This is a genomic window from Bradyrhizobium macuxiense (assembly GCF_007993935.1).
GTDB lineage: Bacteria > Pseudomonadota > Alphaproteobacteria > Rhizobiales > Xanthobacteraceae > Bradyrhizobium > Bradyrhizobium macuxiense_A.
In genome coordinates this window covers 683276-702137 of the sequence record NZ_VITY01000002.1, presented here as the reverse complement: position 1 = coordinate 702137, position 18862 = coordinate 683276, and the positions used below count along the sequence as shown (strand labels likewise).

Annotated in this window: 17 protein-coding genes; 8 read left to right on the top strand and 9 right to left on the bottom strand. The window is 64.9% G+C overall.

The window, feature by feature from the left end; genetic code table 11:
* Window positions 1-347: 347 nt before the first annotated feature.
* The gene (locus tag FBZ93_RS07295; protein ID WP_146985251.1) at window positions 348-1082 is read right to left on the bottom strand and encodes an SDR family NAD(P)-dependent oxidoreductase; all 735 of its coding nucleotides are present in this window, start codon (window positions 1080-1082) and stop codon (window positions 348-350) included.
* A 196-nt stretch (window positions 1083-1278) separates the two neighbouring features.
* On the opposite strand from FBZ93_RS07295, the gene FBZ93_RS07290 reads away from it, so the two are divergent.
* The 3 genes from FBZ93_RS07290 (at window position 1279) to FBZ93_RS07280 (ending at window position 3923) form a co-directional block, all read left to right on the top strand.
* Complete coding sequence (locus tag FBZ93_RS07290; RefSeq protein ID WP_021077459.1) at window positions 1279-1692, top strand: DUF3830 family protein; 414 nt, start codon at window positions 1279-1281, stop codon at window positions 1690-1692.
* Between the two features lies 1 nt (window position 1693).
* Complete coding sequence (gene puuE, locus FBZ93_RS07285) at window positions 1694-2632, top strand: allantoinase PuuE (RefSeq protein ID WP_146985250.1); 939 nt, start codon at window positions 1694-1696, stop codon at window positions 2630-2632.
* 145 nt (window positions 2633-2777) lie between these two features.
* Complete coding sequence (locus FBZ93_RS07280) at window positions 2778-3923, top strand: mechanosensitive ion channel family protein (protein ID WP_146985249.1); 1146 nt, start codon at window positions 2778-2780, stop codon at window positions 3921-3923.
* A gap of 6 nt (window positions 3924-3929) precedes the next feature.
* Here the strand turns inward: FBZ93_RS07280 and FBZ93_RS07275 are convergent, their stop codons facing one another.
* From FBZ93_RS07275 to FBZ93_RS07255, 5 genes are read right to left on the bottom strand one after another with little or no spacing between them, the layout of a single operon-like run.
* Window positions 3930-5462, bottom strand: a complete 1533-nt coding sequence (locus tag FBZ93_RS07275; RefSeq protein WP_146985248.1) for an ABC transporter ATP-binding protein — start codon at window positions 5460-5462, stop codon at window positions 3930-3932.
* Window positions 5459-6142 (bottom strand): biuret amidohydrolase, encoded by a 684-nt coding sequence (biuH, locus tag FBZ93_RS07270; RefSeq protein ID WP_146985247.1) that lies wholly within the window; start codon window positions 6140-6142, stop codon window positions 5459-5461. The genes FBZ93_RS07275 and biuH overlap by 4 nt, the downstream gene beginning before the upstream one ends.
* A 16-nt stretch (window positions 6143-6158) precedes the next feature.
* Window positions 6159-7085, bottom strand: coding sequence for an ABC transporter permease (locus tag FBZ93_RS07265; RefSeq protein WP_146985246.1), 927 nt, complete (start codon window positions 7083-7085; stop codon window positions 6159-6161).
* A 1-nt stretch (window position 7086) separates the two neighbouring features.
* Window positions 7087-8196 (bottom strand): ABC transporter permease, encoded by a 1110-nt coding sequence (locus tag FBZ93_RS07260; protein ID WP_146985245.1) that lies wholly within the window; start codon window positions 8194-8196, stop codon window positions 7087-7089.
* Window positions 8193-9302, bottom strand: a complete 1110-nt coding sequence (locus tag FBZ93_RS07255; protein WP_146985244.1) for a BMP family ABC transporter substrate-binding protein — start codon at window positions 9300-9302, stop codon at window positions 8193-8195. The genes FBZ93_RS07260 and FBZ93_RS07255 overlap by 4 nt, the downstream gene beginning before the upstream one ends.
* 370 nt (window positions 9303-9672) lie before the next feature.
* On the opposite strand from FBZ93_RS07255, the gene FBZ93_RS07250 reads away from it, so the two are divergent.
* The 3 genes from FBZ93_RS07250 to FBZ93_RS07240 all read left to right on the top strand — a co-directional run bounded on the left by FBZ93_RS07250 (window position 9673) and on the right by FBZ93_RS07240 (window position 12792).
* On the top strand, window positions 9673-10956 hold the full coding sequence (locus FBZ93_RS07250; RefSeq protein ID WP_146985243.1) for an allantoate amidohydrolase: 1284 nt from the start codon (window positions 9673-9675) through the stop codon (window positions 10954-10956).
* A 150-nt stretch (window positions 10957-11106) separates the two neighbouring features.
* A complete protein-coding gene (locus FBZ93_RS07245; protein ID WP_146985242.1) occupies window positions 11107-12345 on the top strand; it encodes an ATP-binding protein in 1239 nt (412 codons plus the stop codon).
* A 225-nt stretch (window positions 12346-12570) separates the two neighbouring features.
* The gene (locus FBZ93_RS07240) at window positions 12571-12792 is read left to right on the top strand and encodes a hypothetical protein (RefSeq protein ID WP_246667384.1); all 222 of its coding nucleotides are present in this window, start codon (window positions 12571-12573) and stop codon (window positions 12790-12792) included.
* Here FBZ93_RS07240 and FBZ93_RS07235 read toward each other — a convergent pair.
* Window positions 12740-13711 (bottom strand): LysR family transcriptional regulator, encoded by a 972-nt coding sequence (locus tag FBZ93_RS07235; protein WP_146985240.1) that lies wholly within the window; start codon window positions 13709-13711, stop codon window positions 12740-12742. The genes FBZ93_RS07240 and FBZ93_RS07235 overlap by 53 nt on opposite strands.
* Window positions 13712-13797: 86 nt before the next feature.
* Here FBZ93_RS07235 and FBZ93_RS07230 point away from each other — a divergent pair, with 86 nt between their 5' ends.
* Both FBZ93_RS07230 and FBZ93_RS07225 read left to right on the top strand, forming a co-directional pair.
* A complete protein-coding gene (locus FBZ93_RS07230; protein WP_146985239.1) occupies window positions 13798-14895 on the top strand; it encodes a YeiH family protein in 1098 nt (365 codons plus the stop codon).
* A gap of 80 nt (window positions 14896-14975) precedes the next feature.
* The gene (locus FBZ93_RS07225; protein ID WP_146985238.1) at window positions 14976-15650 is read left to right on the top strand and encodes a cysteine hydrolase family protein; all 675 of its coding nucleotides are present in this window, start codon (window positions 14976-14978) and stop codon (window positions 15648-15650) included.
* 147 nt (window positions 15651-15797) lie between these two features.
* On the opposite strand, the gene FBZ93_RS07220 is transcribed toward FBZ93_RS07225, so the two are convergent.
* Together FBZ93_RS07220 and FBZ93_RS07215 are read right to left on the bottom strand one after the other, a co-directional pair.
* Window positions 15798-16769: a helix-turn-helix domain-containing protein gene (locus FBZ93_RS07220; RefSeq protein WP_167528949.1), complete on the bottom strand. Its 972-nt coding sequence runs from the start codon at window positions 16767-16769 to the stop codon at window positions 15798-15800.
* Between the two features lie 393 nt (window positions 16770-17162).
* Window positions 17163-18842 carry a SulP family inorganic anion transporter gene (locus tag FBZ93_RS07215; RefSeq protein WP_246667383.1) on the bottom strand — a complete coding sequence of 560 codons (1680 nt, stop codon included), beginning with the start codon at window positions 18840-18842 and terminating at the stop codon, window positions 17163-17165.
* Between the last annotated feature and the right edge of the window lie 20 nt (window positions 18843-18862).

Below are 18862 nucleotides of genomic sequence, written 5' to 3'. Positions count from 1 at the left end.
ACGCGTTCGGCCCGCCTGTCAGTCGGCGAGCCACCAGAAATTGGCGATGAGGATCGATCGGTTCATGGCGTGACCGGTAGGGCAATCGAGCTGTCGGGTCAAGATGCGCCAGCCGGAGCATGGTGACTTTGCTTCGAGTCGAGAGACGAACTCCGCTTCACCTCGCCCCGCGTGCGGGGAGAGGTCGGAACGCATCGTTAGATGCGTTCCGGGTGAGGGGGAGTCTCCACAAACGCAGCCATCACCGAATGCGCGGAGACGGCCCCTCACCCCAACCCTCTCCCCGCGAAGAGCGGGGCGAGGGAGCCCGGCTGTCGCATCGTAATTCGACTTAATCTCATCATGCTCTAATTGAACGCCATGCCGCCGCTCATCGCGATGGTCTGTCCGGTCATGTAGGGATTGTTGACCAAGAGCATCACGGCCTGCGCCACCTCCTCGGCAGTGCCGAACCGGCCGACCGGGATCCGGCTGACGAGGCCGCTCTGGCCCTTCATCATGTCGGTCTCGATCAGCGAGGGCGCGACCGCATTCACGGTGATGCCTTCCTTGACGAGGCGCGCCGCATAGCCACGAGTCATGCCCTCCATCGCCGCCTTGGATGCATTGTAGTGCGGGCCGATCGAGCCGCCGCCACGCGCGGCACCGGAGGAGATGTTGACGATGCGGCCCCATTTCCGGGTGCGCATCATCGGCAGCACCGCCTGTGTGCAGAGAAACGCCGATTTGAGATTGACCGTGATGGTGCGGTCGAAATCCTCTTCGGTGAGGTCGTCGACACCCCTGACGATCGCGATCCCGGCATTGTTGACGAGGATGTCGACCGGGCCGAGCTCGGACCTGGCGCGCTCGACCAGGCCGGCGACCGCTGCCGCTTCCGAAACGTCGGCGGCGATCGCGACGGCCCGGCCGCCGGCGGCAATGATGCCCTTCGCCAATGTCTCGGCCTCGGCCGAGCGTTCGCGATAGTTGATGGCGACGGCGGCACCGGCGTCCGCCAGCATCTTGACGATCGCAGCACCAATGCCGCGCGATCCGCCGGTCACCAGCGCCACATGTCCGTGCAAGCTGTTTGTTGTCATCAACCGTCCTCCTGTGAGTGCAGTCAGGTTCGCAAAGGGGAAGGCGGGGTGCAACGCAACCCTGCTCAAATCTGCGTTGCGGTAGCCGCCCTTGCGGCAAAAAACCGGCATTTTGGGCCGGAATCGGCCTTGCGTCCGGCGCGGGCCGGCGGCAATGGTTGGGGCATCACTTCTTCCAGCTACCCACGAGAGTCCGATGAGCAAACTGATTGTCCGCGCCGGCGATTTCACCTTTGACGCCCGTTTCGAGGAACAGCTCGCGCCGAAGACGGTGGCCGCGTTCCGCAAGGCGATGCCGTTCGAGAGCCAGGCGATCCATGTGCGCTGGAGCGGCGAGGGCGTCTGGATGCCGCTCGGCGATCTCGATTTCGGCGTCTCCTACGAGAACCACACCAGCTATCCGGCGCCGGGCCAGATCATCCTCTATCCCGGCGGCATCAGCGAGACCGAGATCCTGCTCGCCTATGGCGGCGTGCATTTCGCCAGCAAGATGGGCCAGCTCGCCGGCAATCACTTCATCACGCTGACCTCGGGGCTGGAAAACCTCACCGCCTTCGGCAAGACCGTGCTGTGGAAGGGCGCGCAGAACATCCGCTTCGAGGAAATCTGATGTGACCGAGGCCCGCTATCCGCGCGATCTCCGCGGCTACGGCCGCAACCCGCCGGATCCGAAGTGGCCTGACGCTGCGCGCGTCGCCGTGCAGTTCGTGGTCAATTTCGAGGAGGGCGGCGAGAACAACATCCTGCACGGCGATCGCGCCTCGGAAGCGTTTCTGTCCGACGTGCTCGGCGCGCAGCCCTGGGTCGGCCAGCGCCACGCCAATATCGAAACCATGTTCGAATATGGCTCGCGCGCCGGCTTCTGGCGGCTGTGGCGGATGTTCACCGAGCGGAGGTTGCCGGCGACCGTGTTCGGCGTCGCGATGGCGTTGAAGCGCAATCCCGAAGTCGTCGCCGCGATGCAGGAGGCGGGGTGGGACATCGCGAGCCACAGCCTGCGCTGGGTCGAGCACAAGGAGATGTCGGAGGACGAGGAGCGCGCGGAGATCGCCCGCGCCATCGCCGTGCATACCGAGGCCACCGGCGCGCGGCCGCTCGGCTGGTACACCGGCCGCTCCTCGATCAACACGCTGCGGCTGCTGATGGAGGCCGGCGGCCTGCGCTATCTCTGCGATTCCTATGCCGACGATCTACCGTATTGGATCAAGTCACCGGGCACCGAGCCGCATCTCGTGATCCCCTACACGCTCGATGCCAACGACATGCGCTTCATCAATGCGCAGGGCTTTGGCGGCGGCGACGAGTTCTACGCTTATTTGAAGGACAGCTTCGACGTGCTTTATGCCGAGGGCGCGACGCGACCCAAGATGATGTCGGTCGGCCTGCATTGCCGTGTCGTCGGCCGTCCCGGCCGCGCCGCCGCGCTGATGCGCTTTCTCGATTACATCGGGAAGCACGAGCACGTCTGGGTGCCGACGCGGCTTGCGATCGCCGAGCATTGGCACGCCAATCTGAAGCATCTCGCCGCCGACGCGTTCGAGATCGGCTAGCGCGGTTCCACGTCCACCGGTTTGACGCAGCTGTCCCGGGCATCCGAGCGGGTTGCATCGGGTGAATTGCTGCATTGCACGGGCGTCAGAAGCGATCCCGGATGCTGTGCGTTAGCGGCCTGCAATGCGGGAGCAGGCGGGTTTCATGCGCGATGTCATGGTCGAACTGGAACACACATTTTGTTGGGTTCCGGATTGGGTGTTCGGTCTTGTCCTGATCACGGCTGCGATCGCCGCGGCGCTGGTCGTTCACGCGATCGCGCAGCGTCTCGTCCACCGTATGGTCGGATCGAAGAATGCGGTCGCACCGCAGCTGCTTGACCGGACCTCGGGGCCGTCACGGCTGGCGCTGTGTCTCGCCGCCGTCGCGCTGGTGTTGCCGCTGGCACCGCTCGACGATCTGCTGCGGCAGACGCTCAGCCATTTCTTCGGCGTCGCCGTGATCGCGCTGGTCGGCTGGATCTCGATCCGCGCCGTCGACATGGCCTCGGGCAGATATCTCGACAGATTCCGTCTCGACGTTGCCGAGAATTTCCTGGCGCGCAAGCACGTCACCCAGGTGCGCGTCTTCAAGCGGGTCACCGATACGCTGATCGTCATCATCGCGGTCTCCACCGCGCTGATGACATTCGATTCGGTCAGGCAGTATGGCGTCAGCCTGTTCGCGTCCGCGGGCGCCGCCGGCCTGATCGTCGGTCTCGCGGCGCGACCCTTGTTGAGCAATCTGATCGCCGGCGTGCAGATCGCCGTCACCCAGCCGATCCGGATCGAGGATGCCGTCATCATCGAGAACGAATGGGGCTGGGTCGAGGACATCGCCTCGACCTATGTCGTGATCCGGCTGTGGGACTGGCGCCGCATGGTGGTGCCGCTGTCCTATTTCATCGAGCGCCCGTTCCAGAACTGGACGCGCGACGCGCAGTCGCTGATCGGCGCAATCGCGCTCCACGTGGATTACAGCGCCGACGTGCCGGCGATCCGCAACAGGCTTGAGCAGGTCGCCAAGGAGTCGAGACTGTGGGATGGCGCAGTCGTCAATCTGCAGGTGATTGATACCCACCCGCGCACGATCGAGCTGCGTGCGCTGGTCAGCGCGCGGAATGCGCCGCAGTCCTGGGACCTGCGCTGCGAGATACGCGAGAAGCTGCTGGCGTTCATCCGCGACGAGATGCCGCAGGCGCTGCCGCGGGATCGGGCGATCCTGGCGCCTGCCGTCGATGATTTCGGCAGGGCGTTCCTGCGCGGTGCGCCACACCACGAACGCGCGGCGGCATCGTCGCGGAATCAGTGACGTGCGTCAGTGTCCTGCCATGTGCCGGCCGATCTCGGTGAGGTCGGCCTCGCTGGCGCGGGCCTCGTGCACGAACGCGCCGTGGAACATCACGACCAGCCGATCCGACAGCTCCAGGAGCTCGTCGAGGTCTTCGCTGACCAAGAGCACCGCCGCGCCGCGGTTGCGGGCCGCCATGATCTCGGCATGGATCTGCGCGACCGCCGCGAAGTCGAGCCCGAAGCAGGGGTTGGCGGCGATCAGCACCTCGACGTCGCCCGAGAGCTCACGCGCCAGCACCGCGCGCTGCACATTGCCGCCCGAGAGTGCCGCGATCGGCGTCTCCGGCGTGCGGGTCTTGATCTTGTAGCGGTTGATCTTGCGCTCCGCATCGCTTCTGAATGCTTTGCCGTTCAGCCACCAGCCGCCCCGCGCGAACGGCGCGCGATCGAACTCACGGAACGCGATGTTGTCGGCGACGCTCATGCCGCCGACACAGGCGTTCTTCAGCGGCTCCTCCGGCAGCAGCGACATCCTGTGGCGGCGCATCTCCTCGCGGCTCGCAGCATAAGCCTCGCCCTGGACGCGGATCAGGCCACTTTCGGCTTCGCGCTGGCCGGCCAGCACTTCGACCAGCTGGCGCTGGCCGTTGCCGGACACGCCGGCGATGCCGACGATCTCGCCGCTCTTCACGGTCAGCGACACGCCGTGCACGGCAATTGCGCCCGCGTCATCGCGCGCAGTGAGCTTGTCGAGTTCGAGCCGGGGCGCGCCGGTCTCGCCGGTGCGCGGCGGCTGCACGGTGAGCTGCTCGGCGCCGATCATGGTGCGCGCCATCTCGTCGGGCGTGAGGTCGGCGACGCGGCCGGTGCCGGCGAGCTTGCCGCGGCGCAGGATCGTCACCTCATCGGCAAACGCCATCACCTCGCGGAACTTGTGCGTGATCATCAGGATGGTGAGTTCGCCTGCGACCACCATGGCGCGCAGCATGCCGAGCACCTCGTCGGCCTCACCCGGCGTCAGCACTGAAGTCGGCTCGTCCAGGATCAGGAAGCGGCGCTTCAGATAGAGCTGCTTGAGGATCTCGCACTTCTGCCGTTCGCCGGCGGAGATGTCGGAGACCTTGGCGTCGAGCGGCACCTTGAACGGCATCCGCGAAAGGAAGGCCTCGAGCTCCTTCTTCTCCTTGCGCCAGTCGACCACCGAAGGCACGTCGTCGCGCGCCAACACCAGATTCTCGGCGACCGTCATCGCCGGCACCAGCGTGAAGTGCTGGTAGACCATGCCGAGGCCGAGCGCATGCGCATTCTTGGGATTGGCGATGGTCTGCTGGCGGCCGCCGACAATGATGTCGCCTTCGGTAGCGTGGTAATAGCCCATGATGCATTTCACGAGCGTGCTCTTGCCGGCGCCGTTCTCGCCGAGCAGCGCGTGGAACGAGCCGGGGCGCACTTTCAATTCGACATTGTCGAGCGCGGTGAAATCGCCGAACCGCATCGTCATGGCGATGGCGTCGATGCCGAATGCGCCTGACGGGGCGGGCGGTTCGCCGATGATCACGACAATGCCCCGATCAGGTCTGTCGATTTGGTCACCGCGCCGAACACGCCGCCCTGCATCTTGATCATCTTCAGCGCGTGGTCGTGATTGCTCTTGTCGGTCGCGCCGCAGCAATCCTCGACCAGCACGCATTCGAAGCCGCGGTCGTTGGCCTCGCGCATCGTGGTGTGGACGCAGACATCGGTGGTGATGCCGGTCAGCACGATGTTCTCGATGCCGCGCAGCCGCAGCATCAGCTCCAGATCAGTGGCACAGAACGAGCCCTTGCCGGGCTTGTCGATGACGGGTTCGCCCGGCAGCGGCGCGAGGTCGGGAATGATCTCCCAGCCCGGCTCGCCGCGCACCAGGATGCGGCCGCAGGGGCCGGGATCGCCGATGCCGGCGCCGATCTGGCGCGAGCGCCAGCGCTTGTTGGCGGGCAGGTCGGCCAAATCAGGGCGGTGGCCTTCGCGGGTGTGGATGATGTGAAAACCCTGCGCGCGCATCACCGCGAGCAGCTTCTTGATCGGCTCGATCGGCGCCCGCGTCAGCGACAGGTCGTAGCCCATCTTGTCGACATAACCGCCGACGCCGCAGAAATCGGTCTGCATGTCGATGATGATGAGCGCGGTATTCCCTGGCCGCAGATCGCCATTGTAGGGCCAGGCATAGGGCTCGGACTTGATGAAGCGCTCAGGCATGGAATGATCTCGCGGTCTATCGGGTGATGGACAATTCGGCCGGCGCGCCGGTCAGCGTGCGCTTCGGCGAGCAGGTGATGATCATGATCGCCAGGGTCAGGATGTAGGGCGCGGCGTTGAACAGATGATAGCCGGAGGTGATGCCGACCGATTGCAGCGCGGGCCCGAGCGCGGCGGCGCCGCCGAAGGCGAGCGAGGCCCACAGGCACAGCATCGGGTCCCAGCGCGCGAAGATGACCAGCGCGACCGCGGTGATGCCCTGTCCCGAGGAGAGACCCTCGTTCCAGCTGCCGGGATAGAACAGCGACAGGAACGAGCCGCCGATGCCGGCGAGGAAGCCGCCGATCATGGTGGCGCGCAGCCGGATCAGCAGCACGGAATGACCCATCGCGCGCGCAGCGTCGGCGCTCTCGCCGGCGGTGCGGATCAACAGGCCCCATCGCGTGGTCCTGAACGCCCAATAGAGCAGCGGCGCGATCGCGACGCCGATCAGGAACAGCACGTTGATGCGCAGCGCCGCGCGCAGCTGCGGGATGTCGCTCCACCAGCCGAAATCGATCGCCGGCAGCCTTGCGGCCGTCGGCTCGATCAGCGGCTTGCCGAGGAAGAAGGCCAAACCAGTGCCGAGCAGCATCAGCGCGATGCCGACCGCGATGTCGTTGACGCGCGGCAGCGAGCAGATGCCGGCATGCAGCGCGCCGAACAGGGCGCCGGTCATCCCGGCCGCGAGCACGCCAAGCCATGGCGAGCCCGAGAGATAGGAGATGCCATAGGCGCTCATCGCGCCCATCACCAGCGTGCCTTCGAGGCCGAGATTGATGCGGCCACTTCGCTCGGTGATGCATTCGCCGAGGCTGACGAATAAAAACGGCGTCGAGACGCGGATGGCGCCGCCGAACACGGCGAGCGGGACGGTCCAGAGTCCGAGCGATGCATCCGCCATGTCAGGACTTTCCCTTCAGGAAGCCGATCCGCCCATAGAGCGCATCACTCGCCAGCACGAACACGAAGATGATGCCTTGCAGCACCAGCACGGAGGCATCGGGCAGCCCGAGCCGCCGCTGCAACAGGCCGCCGGAGGCCGAGATGCCGCCGAGCAGGATCGCCACTGGAATGATCGCCAGCGGATTCTGCCGCGCCAGGAACGCAACCAGGATGCCGGTGAAGCCGTAGCCCGCGGCGAGATTGGCATTGGTGCGGCCCTGCACGGCCGCGACCTCGATCATGCCGGCAAGGCCTGCGCTGCTGCCTGCGAGGAAGCAGACGGTCATGATCAGCTTGCCGACGCTAAGCCCCACGATCTTGGCGGCGCGGATGTTGCCGCCGGCGACGCGCGCGGCGAAGCCGAAGGTGGTGTGATAGATCAAGATGTAGGCCGCGATGGCCGCGACCAGGCCGAACACCAGGCCCCAATGCACGTCGGTGCCGGGAATGGTGCCGATCATGTTGGCGGCTCCGATCTCGCGCGTCGACGGCTTGTTGAGGCTGGCCGGATCGCGCATCGGCCCCTCGACCAAATGGTTCAGGATCGCGAGCGCGATGTAGACCAGCAGCAGGCTCGAGATCGTCTCGTTGACCCCGCGATACTGCCGCAGGCCGCCCGAGAGCGTGATCCAGAGGCCGCCGCCGATCATGCCCGCGATCACCATCGCGATCTGCACCACGATCGGCGCGGCACCCTGCAATGCCAGCGCCGCCGATGTCGCCGACAATGCGCCGATCAGGAGCGCGCCTTCGCCGCCGATGATCACCATGCCGAGCTGCGCCGGCAGCGCCGTGCACAGCGCGGTCAGGATCAAGGGCGCGGCGCGGGTCAGCGTGTTCTGCCAGGAGAACCAGGTGCCGAACGCGCCGTAATACATGTAGAAATAGAGATCGAGCGGGTTCTTGCCGTAGAGCGCGATGAAGCCGCCGAACACCGCGAGCGCACCGACCAGCGCCGCACCCGGGATCAGGATGTACTCGATGCTCGCGCCGTAGCGCTGGAGGAAGCCGGGATCGGCGGCCGGAGCAACGCCGGCCGCCTCCACCGATTCCGCCGCCTCGGTCGTCACGCGGTGGCTCCGATCACGCCCTCGACCAGATAGTCCATCTTCTCGAGTTCGGGATCCTGCTGGCCGCGGTCGGTGCCGCCGGCGATCACCGTCTTGCCCTTGTTGTCGGCGATCGGGCCCTTGAAGATCGTGTATTCGCCGGACATGAACTTGGCCTTGACGTCATCGGCGTGCTTGCGCGCTTCCGCCGAGACCATCTCGCCATAGGGCGAGACCTTGACGATCTCTTCCTTCAGGCCGCCGCGATAGAAGTTCGGGATCGGTTCGCCCGCGACGATCATCTTGACGAATTTCGGATACAGCGCTTCCCAATTCCATTCGGCGCCGGTGAGATAGGCTTTCGGCGCCAGCGGCGACTGGTTGACGTGATAGCCGCAAACCATCGCGCCGCGGCGCGCGGCGTTCTCGACCATCGTCTTCGGTCCGTCGACATGGCAGGTCAGCACGTCGACGCCCTGATCGATCAGGCTGTTGGTCGCCTCGGCTTCCTTGACCGGCATCGACCAGTCGCCGGTGAAGATCACCTGCGTCGTCGCCTTCGGATTGGCGAGCCGGGCACCGAGCGTGAACGCGTTGATGTTGCGCAGCACCTGCGGGATCGGCTTGGCCGCGACGAAGCCGAGCTTGCCGCTCTTGGTCGAATAGCCGGCGACGATGCCGGAGATGTATTGCGCCTCGTCGATATAGCCGAAATAGCTGCCGGCGTTCTTCGGGTCCTTGTCGCTCCACAGGCCGCCGCAATGCTCAAAGTGCAGCTTGGGAAACTTGCCGGCCATCTTGACGACGTGCGGGTTGTAGTAGCCGAACGAGGTCGGAAACAGCAGCGTGGCGCCGTCGAGATTGACCATGGACTCGATGGTCTTCTCGACCGCATCGGTCTCCGGCACCTTCTCTTCCTCGACCACCTTGATGCCGGGAAGCTTCTTCACCGCCGCGGCTCCTTGCGCGTGCGCCTGGTTGTAGCCGTAGTCGTCGCGCGAGCCGACATAGATGAAGCCGACCGTGGTTTCCGCCGCTGCCGCGCCGCGAGTGCCGAGCGTGCTGCCGAGCGCCAGCGCCGCGCTTCCCTGCAATAAATGCCTTCTTGAAATCCTGCCAAAATCCATCGCCTGCTCCCTCCGGCGGGGCTGGCCCGCCTGTCCTAGTCGCAGCCGCCGTAACGGCGGCGCTTGACGGAGTGTCGCAAGCTTCGTGCCAGAGCACGTTTGGCAATCATGGTTCCGTAAGCAGCTGATTATTAATGGGAATAATGGTCGATGTGGTTCGTCTTTGGAATCGGAAACACTGGCGATGCCTAATTTGTGGGCGATCATTCTTCGTTGTATGCAATGCCGTTAAGCAACCGCTAACCGCCGGCCGGCCGAGGCGCGCCCGGCCGGGACGTCGCAGACGACGCCATTTGTCGGCTGGTGAATCGGACCGGGCCTGCTACGAGTGAAGCGGGCTCCGGCGCCGGTTCGACTGATGGGAAACAGCATGAGCGAGACAAAACCGTCCTCAAACCCGTCTTCAAACCCGTCTTCCCTTGGCGATGAGATCGTGGCGCGGATCGATCAGCTCGCGGCGATCTCGGAGACGCCGGAGCATCTGGCGCGCATCTTCCTCACCGAGGAGCACCGCAAGGCGGCCGATCTGATCCTGTCCTGGATGCGCGAGGCCGGCATGAGCGCGCATCTCGATGCGATCGGCAATGTCTGCGGCCGCTACGAGGGCGAGCGGCCGGGCCTGCCGGCGTTGATGCTCGGCTCGCATTACGACACCGTGCGCGATGCCGGAAGGTGGGACGGCCCGCTCGGCGTCATCACCGCGATCGCCTGCGTTGCCGACCTGAACCGCCGCGGCAAGCGGCTGCCATTCGCGATCGAGATCGTTGGCTTTGCCGACGAGGAGGGCGTGCGCTTCGCCTCGACCTTGCTCGGCAGCCGCGCGGTGGCCGGCACGTTCGACGCGAGCGTGCTCAACACGCGCGATCGCGCCGGCACCTCGATGCGCGATGCGCTGATCCAATTCGGGCTCGATCCCGATCATATCGGCAAGGCGGCGCGCGCCCGCCGCGAATTGCTCGGCTATGTCGAGCTGCACATCGAGCAGGGGCCGGTGCTGGAACAGAAGGCGCTGCCGGTCGGCGTCGTCACCGCGATTTCCGGTGCGACACGGCTCGCCGCCAATCTCACCGGCTTCGCCGGCCATGCCGGCACCGTGCCGATGCCGCTGCGGCGCGATGCGTTGACCGGCGCCGCGGAATGCATCGTTGCGATCGAGCAATTCTGCCGGAGCGATGAAGCCGGCCTCGTCGGCACCGTCGGCTACATCAGCGCGATGCCCGGCGCCACCAACGTGATCCCGGGCAAGGTATCCTTCACGATGGACATCCGCTCGCAGAGCGACATGCATCGCAAGCGCGCCGTCGCCGACATCGTGCGGCAGATCGAGGCGATCGCAAAACGCCGCGAGCTCGCACTGCAGATCGACGTCACCCACGAGAACCGCAGCGTGCCCTGCGCGCCGTGGCTCAAGACGCAGATCGCTGCGGCTGTCGCAGCCGAAGGCCATGCCGTGTTCGAGCTGCCGAGCGGGGCAGGGCATGACGGCATGGCGATGGTCGACATCGCCGATATCGGGATGATCTTCGTGCGCTGCCGCGGCGGGATCAGCCACAATCCGGCCGAGCATGTCGAGCTCGCCGACGCCGACACCGGCGCGCGGGTGCTGCTGCGCTTCATCGAGAATTTCCGAGCGCACGGTGCAGTGAATAGCTGAGGCTGCCACAAGGCGGCAGGCGCCGATCCTGGCTCCGCCAACCTCAACCCGTGCCGAATCTGGACAGAGCTGACCGCTACTGCCGGCTTGGCTGCGCCTATTGCGGGACCATCGTGAACCGCTAGACTTGGCGCCAACGGGGGGAAGGACATGCGGTCGTCCGTCGTCCACGACGTTCAGTTCCCAAAACAACCGGCGCTGCAGCTGATCTATGACACTGCACCGATCGGTCTTGCCTACCTCTCTCCCGACTGCCGTTATCTTCAGATCAATCAGCGCCTCACCGAGATCTGCGGCATCTCGGTCGAAGGCCATCTCGGACGCACCGTGCATGATTGCGTGCCCGCGCTGGCCACCGCGGTCGAAGGTATCGTCCGCTCGATCATGGAGACCGGCGAGCCGGTGACCGGCGTGGAGGTGTACGGCCAGCGCCCCGGCCATAATGACGAGCGCTGCTGGATCACGCATTGGCATCCGCAGCGGGGGCCGAACGGCAGCATCGTCGGCGTCAACGTGGCGGCGGAGGAGATCACCGATCGCAAGCGCGGCGAACGCGAGATCCGCGCCGCGCGCGACGCGGCCGAGAAGGCCCTGCACCATCTGCAGGAGACCCAGGCGTCGCTGATCGAGGCGGAGAAGCTCGCAGCGCTGGGCCGGCTGGTGGCCGGTGTCGCGCACGAGATCAATAGCCCGGTCGGCACCAGCCTTACAGTCGCCTCGGTGCTGGAGCAGAAATGCGCGGACTTCGCCGCCGAGGCGGCGCGCGGCAAGCTGAAGCGCTCGAGCCTCAGCGATTTCATCGAGGTCGTTGAAAGCGCGTCGTCGCTGCTGGTCGGCAACCTCAAGCGTGCCGCGGACCTGGTGCAGTCGTTCAAGCAGGTGGCCGTCGACCGCAGCTATTTCGACCGCAGCCAGTTCGATCTCGGCGAGGTGACCGAACAGGTGCTTTCGAAGCTGCGTCCGGCGTTGCCGAAGAACAATCTGGCGCTCGAGGTCGATTGTCCGGCGGGTCTCGTGATGAACAGCTATCCCGGCCCGTATGGCCAGGCGCTGACGAACCTGTTCGTCAATTCGGTCGTGCACGCGTTTCCGGACGGCAAGGGCGGCACCGTCTCGATCCGGCTGCGGGCATCAGGTACCGACCAGGTGGAGATCCTGTTCGCCGACGATGGCTGCGGGATGGACCGCGACGTGCTTCGGCAGGCTTTCGATCCATTCTTCACCACGCGCCGCGACATTGGCCGGATCGGGCTTGGCCTGCACATCGTGCACAACATCGTCACGAACCGGCTGGGCGGAGAACTGCATCTCGACAGCGCCCCGGGCATGGGGACGCGCGTGCGGATCACGCTGCCGCGCATGGCCACGCAGCGCGGGACGGACAGCTGACGCCCGGGCAGCATGATCCGGAAAAGTGCGAAGCGGTTTTCCGAAAAGATTATGCTCAAACAAAGAGCTAAAGCGCATCGCGCTTTAGGCGCCGAGAAGGAAATCCTCCCCGCCTTTCGGGCCGGAAAACGTCCTTCTAATTAACCGGCGTAAAAGGCATTCTGCTACCCTTGCTTCCGCCCCCGCCGTCGCGACATTCTGCGGGTAGTCCAGATGGTTACGACGATGAGTCAATCAGCATTCGATCCCTTCGGTGAGCCGGTCCCCGCAGTCGATACCTCGGCCGCGAGCGAGGGCGTGTCGAAATGGCTGAAGACCGCGGGCACCAGCGTGTTCTGGGTGCTGGTGGTCGGCATCGTGCTGGCACGCGCGGTCTATTTCGAGCCCGGCGTGTTCAGCTTCGAACATGCCGTTGCGTGGGCGCAGGGTCTGTTCGCCGCGCTTTAGCTGACGGCGTGCGCGGCGCCGTCTTCGCGGCCCGCGTCTCTCGAATGATCCCCTCGAACGCGACCGCCGCCGGCACGTCGAGCCGGCCGGGCGATTTCAATTGCCAAAGCGTGCGTTCGATATGGACGCCCTTGATCGGGATCACCTTGAGTTTGCCCAGCTTCACCTGATCGTCGATCGTCGCGATCGACACGATGGCGACGCCGACACCTGATGCCACCGCCTGCTTGATCGCCTCGGTGCTGCCGATCTCCAGCGTCCGTTGCGGCTCGACGCGGTGGGCGGCCAGCGCCTGCGCGACCACCTCGCGGGTGCCGGAACCGGGCTCGCGCACGATCAGGATCTCGTCGTTGAGCAGGCGGACGTCGACCGGGCCTGCGGCAGCCGCAAAGCGGTGATCCGGGGCCGCGATCAGCACCATCACGTCGGTGCGCCAGGCGTCGCTGGTCAGGTTCTCGTCCTCGACCGGCCCCTCGACCAGCGCGATTTCGATCTCATGTCCCAGCATCAGTGCGGCGATATCGCTGGTGTTGGCGCTCACCACATGCAGGTCGATGCCGGGAAAGGCGCGGTGGAACACGCCGAGAAATTCCGGGATCATGTAGGTCGCGATCGTGGTGCTGGCGCCGATGCGCAGCGAGCCGCTGTCGAGGTTGCGCAGCGCCTGCAATTCGTCCTCGGCGGCCCGCTCGGCCGCGAACAGGGTTTCGGCATGCCGTGCCAGCGCCGCGCCCTCCCGGGTCGGCCGCACCCCCTTCGGGGTGCGGTCGAGCAGCCGGCAGCCGACCTGCAGCTCGAAATCCCGCACGCCCTTGGAGATCGCCGGCTGGCTGATGTGCAGGAGGTCGGCGGCGCGGGAGAAACTTCCGGTCCTCGCCACGGCCGCGAACAGGCGGAGCAGATGCAGGTTAAGGGACATAACTTCTCTCTATCGGGGCAGTCCGAAAAGATATTAGCCAAGAGGTCCGCCCTGGCGCATAAAATCTTCTCCGAAAAGAGGATTTCGTGCCGGAACAGGAACAAGATCAGGGGCAGAAGCAGGGGGTGCTGAAGGGCATCATCCTGCTCATTCCGGGCATTCTGCTGTGCGGCGTGGTCACGGTCATCTCGCTCGGCATCCAGGCCGCCGAGGAGCGGGTTTTCGATCATCCCTATATCGAGGCGCTGGTGGTCGCGATCCTGCTCGGGATGGCGGTGCGTACCGCCTGGGAACCGTCGGAGCGCTGGCGCTCGGGCATTGCCTTCAGCGCCAAGCAGCTGCTCGAGGTCGCGGTGATGCTGCTCGGCGCGTCCATCAGCTTCGCCGCGATCCTGGCGTCGGGCTGGCTCCTGATCGGCGCCATCGCAGCGACCGTCGTGATCATGCTGGCGGTGAGCTATGGCCTCGCCCGCCTGCTCGGGCTCAAGACCAAACTCGCGATCCTGATCGCCTGCGGCAATTCGATCTGCGGCAATTCCGCGATCGCGGCGGTGGCGCCGGTGATCGAGGCCGATGGCGACGACATCGTCTCGTCGATCTCGTTCACCGCCATTCTCGGCGTGCTGATGGTGCTCGGCCTGCCGCTCTTGATTCCGCTGCTGAAGCTGACGGCGACGCAGTACGGCATTCTCGCCGGGCTCACGGTCTATGCCGTGCCGCAGGTGCTAGCGGCGACCGTGCCGGCCGGCATCGTCTCGACCCAGATCGGCACGCTGGTGAAGCTGGTGCGCGTCCTGATGCTGGGCCCGATCGTGGTCGCCCTCTCGCTGCTCGTCGCGCGGCGGCGCAAGGCAAACACCGAGGCCAGCACGGCCGAGAAAGGACCCGCAAAGGAGGGCGCTGCAAAGACCGCCTCGATCAGCCCGTTCAAGCTGGTGCCCTGGTTCATCATCGGCTTCCTGGTGCTGGCAGCGCTGCGCTCGTTCCAGCTCGTGCCCGACATCGCGATCGCGCCGGTGACCAAGACGGCAGCGATCCTCACCGTGGTGTCGATGGCCGCGCTCGGGCTCGGCGTCGACGTGCGCGTGCTCTCGACCGTCGGCGGCCGGGTGACGGCGGCGGTCACGCTGTCGTTGATGCTGCTCTTGGGCTTGAGCATCGGCCTCGTGCATTTCTTCAAGTAGCCGCCGCCAACACCAGCCGTTGTCCGCTGGCACATCGCTTGCTTTACTGGCTCCAAAGTGCCTTGGCGCAGGGGAACGGGATGGCAGACACAGGGACAATCGCGGCGGAGCCGGCGCCGATCACGCTCGACTGGAGCAAGACCGCGCTCGTCATCATCGACATGCAGCGCGATTTCATGGAGCCTGGCGGCTTCGGCGAGACGCTCGGCAATGACGTCAGTCAGCTCGCCCGTGCGGTGCAGCCGATCGCTGCTGTCCTCGCGGCGGTGCGCGAGGCCGGGTTGCTCGTGGTCCATACCCGCGAGGGCCATCTGCCCGATCTCTCCGACGCGCCGCCGGCGAAAGTCGAGCGCGGTGCGCCGTCGCTCCGCATCGGCGATCCCGGGCCGATGGGGCGGATACTGATCCGCGGCGAGGCGGGGCATGACATCATCCCCGAGCTCTATCCGCTCGAGAGCGAGATCGTGATCGACAAGCCCGGCAAGGGCGCGTTCTACGCCACCGAGCTCAGTGACATCCTCAGCAAATACGGTATCGAGAATCTCCTGGTCTGCGGCGTCACCACCGAGGTCTGCGTCAACACCACGGTGCGCGAGGCCAACGACCGCGGCTACCGCTGCGTCGTGATCTCGGACGGCTGCGCGTCTTACTTCCCGGAATTCCACGAGATGGGCCTGAAGATGATCAAGGCCCAGGGCGGCATTTTTGGCTGGGTCGCCGAGTCAGCCGCGGTGCTGAAGGCACTCGCTGCGTAGTTAGTGCTCCTTGATTCCGAAGTTCGTACAAGAGTGAGCCGCATGTGCTTACGAACTTCGGAATCAGAGCGCCATCCACTGCGCAACGAAAACGAGGAGCCAAGGCGCGATAGCGATTCGATCCGCATCCGTCGCGGCCTAACGCGCTCAACGCCGCATCGTGGCGCGGACGTCGGAGGGCGTCGCGCCGTAGCGGCGGCGGAACGTGCGGTTGAAATAGGTCAGATCGCCGAAGCCGGCTTCGAACGCGATACTGCTGATGTTGCGATCGCCCTGGCGCGGATCGGTCAGCAGCCGATGGCTCTGCGTCAGGCGGGCGTCGAGGACGAATTCGGTGAAGCTCGTTCCCTCGTCGGCGAAGAGGCGCTGAAGACTGCGCGGCGAGAGATTCCGACGCGCCGCGACGGTGACCAGCGTGAGGTCGGGATCGGAGCAATGCGCATGGATGTCGGCTTTGGCGGCGGCAAGCCGCGCGGCGCGTAGGCCCCGGTCCTTCGCCACAGCCGCCCCGTCGCGGGTGGCGCCTATCACCAACGCCGCGAGGTCGTAGATGTGGGTGACGACGACTTTCCGTAGTTCGGGTGTCGACATCGGACCCATGCGGATCAGTTTTTGGAGATAGAAGGTCAACAGTTTCACGGCTTCGGTATCGCGCGGCACCGGGCGCATCAGCGCATCTTCGGGATACGACACGAGCTGCGTAAGCGCCTTGCGCCGCAGCCGCAGGCTGAGGAAGCGCACGAATGACGGACAGATGCTCACCCACGGCTCCGCGGTCGACATCAGGATGGCATCGCCGGCAGCGCTGGTGACCTCGCGGCCCCGGTGCGATAGGACGGGCGCGCCGCTCAGCGAGATGCGGAGCATGAGGTGGTCGGTGCCGTCGAGCAGTTCGTGCGTCACGGCAGTGCGTAGATTGCCGAGGGTCCAGGATCCAAAGCACAGCTCGGGCAGGGCCTGCGCCGTCGCCTCGGCGTGGAACGGCCCGTCATGCAACGGCATCGTGTCGAATTGAAAGACACGGCGTCCGATCGCTTCGCGCCATATCGCGAGCCGGTTCTGCGCCGGCCATTCGGCGGTCGAAAATCGGAGCGTCGTGGGCTCTGGGGGCTCTGACATCATGGGCTCGCAGGCGTATGCGTTCTGATCTGTGTTGCCGCGTTGTGGCACCGGTGTCCCGCTCCCGACGCTTGTATCACCTTGCAGCGGGTACCGCTTTCGATTTGAAGTCCGCCTCATCGATTCGTGAAAGCCCGGGGTAGTGGACTTCAGGTCGGCGGCAACAGTGCGGCTTTGAGTTTTGAAGCTCCTATGGAGAGGTCGCGGCGAAAGCTCGCAGGAACTTCAAATTCACCGCACTAACGAGAGCAACATGAGATCAGGCTGCGGCTGCGAACAAGGCGCGTTGCCTCTCGTGTCGCACTCAAAACGTTGAGACGCCCGCTTTCAGGGACGAAGCAGACACACGACCCGACGTTGGAGATATCTCTCCTTGTGACCCAGATCAGACGTTCACAGATCGTCCTGGCTAAGCGGCGCGATGGGTTGCGCCGCCCGCAGATAAGCCTTCAGGGCCTGGCGTAGTGTTGGGAGTATCCATGTTTCATGTTCAGGCCGGTAGAGACCAGCTTCCCGAAACCACGTGAGGAACTCGGCCTTGCGTCCAGCTAGCATCAGGGACGTTCCGCGTGCTTCGAGCCGTTCCCGCAAATCGCGAAGTGCATAAAGCCCGGTTGTGTCGATCTGGCTGACTGGAATTGCGTCAATGACAAACCATCGAAGTTCCGGGCCTGCGGCGTCAGCTGCCGCAAGCGCCCTCGTCTTGAAGTAATCAGAATTGAAGAACGTAAGCGGGCCATCGAAGCGATAGAGCACCAGACCCGGAAACGTCTTGGCGTTTGGATGTCGCGCGATCGAATGCAGACCGGGAATTCCGTCGACCGTTCCCAGGATTTCGTCCCTGGGCCGCGCGGTCAACTTGACGAAGCGGATCAGTGCCAGCCCCACCGCGATGAGGATCCCGTTGATGGCGCCCAGCGCGACGACTCCCAGCGTGGTGATCACGGCCAGGATGACCTCGCTACGATCGATGCTCCAAATTTCACGCAGCGTTCGCGTGTCAAACAGCGAAATCGAAGCGAACACGAGTAATGCGCCCAACACAGCAATCGGCACATATCGCATTGGGCCGGTCAGAAACAGCAACACTGCGGTGATCGTCGCAGCCGCCACTAGGCCAGTCACCTGGGTGCGACCGCCAGCAGCAACAGCCATTGCCGTACGCGAGTCAGCGCCGGTCACGGTGAACCCCTGAGACAAGGCGGAAGCGAGATTAGCTGCTCCAAATGCCGCCAACTCGCGGTCGGCGTCGATCTCGTAGCCCCCCTTCGACGCAAAGCTGCGCGCTGTCAGCATGCCACTCGAAAACAGCACGAGAGCCAGGCCGGCTGCGCTGCCGAGCAGGGATGGTATGTCATCCGTTGGAAATCTAGGCACTCGCAGCGGCGGCAGGCCTCCAGGAACGGGTCCCAGAATCGCCACTCCATGCCGGTCCAACCCAAACAGTGCGACCGCGGTGCCGCCGGCGATCAATATGATCGGCGCAGTCGGAAGTCGCGGCACCCAGCGCGCCAGCCCAAACAATATCGCCAGGCTCGCCGCTCCTACGATCAACGTCGGAATCTGCGTCTGAGGAAGCTTGGCGACGATTTCGAGCAGCTGCGGAATTATCCTTTTGGATTCAATGGAAAAACCAAACAGCTTACCGACTTGCCCCAAGCAGATGGAAATTGCGACCCCGTTCAAAAGTCCAACAAGGATTGGCTTGGAAAGAAATTCCGCCAGCGCACCGAGCCGCAGGAAACTCGCTGCAATGCAAAACATGCCTGCCAGAAACGTAACTGCGACCGAGAGGGACCAGTACAGTTCGACATTGCCGCCCGCCAGCGGAGCGACTGCGGCAGCGACCATGGCGCATACGGCTGCATCGGGATTAACGATCATTTGCCGCGACGTGCCGAAGATGGCGTACGCGACCATCGGCAGAATGCTCGAATACAGCCCTACCACCGGATCGAAGCCCGCGAGCTGTGCGTAGGCGATCGCGACCGGCAACGCCACTGCGGCAACGGAGATTCCCGCCAACAGATCGTGCCGAAAGTCATCGGCAAAACTGTAGGACAAGAGCTTCATCAGCCCGGGTGCAACACGCG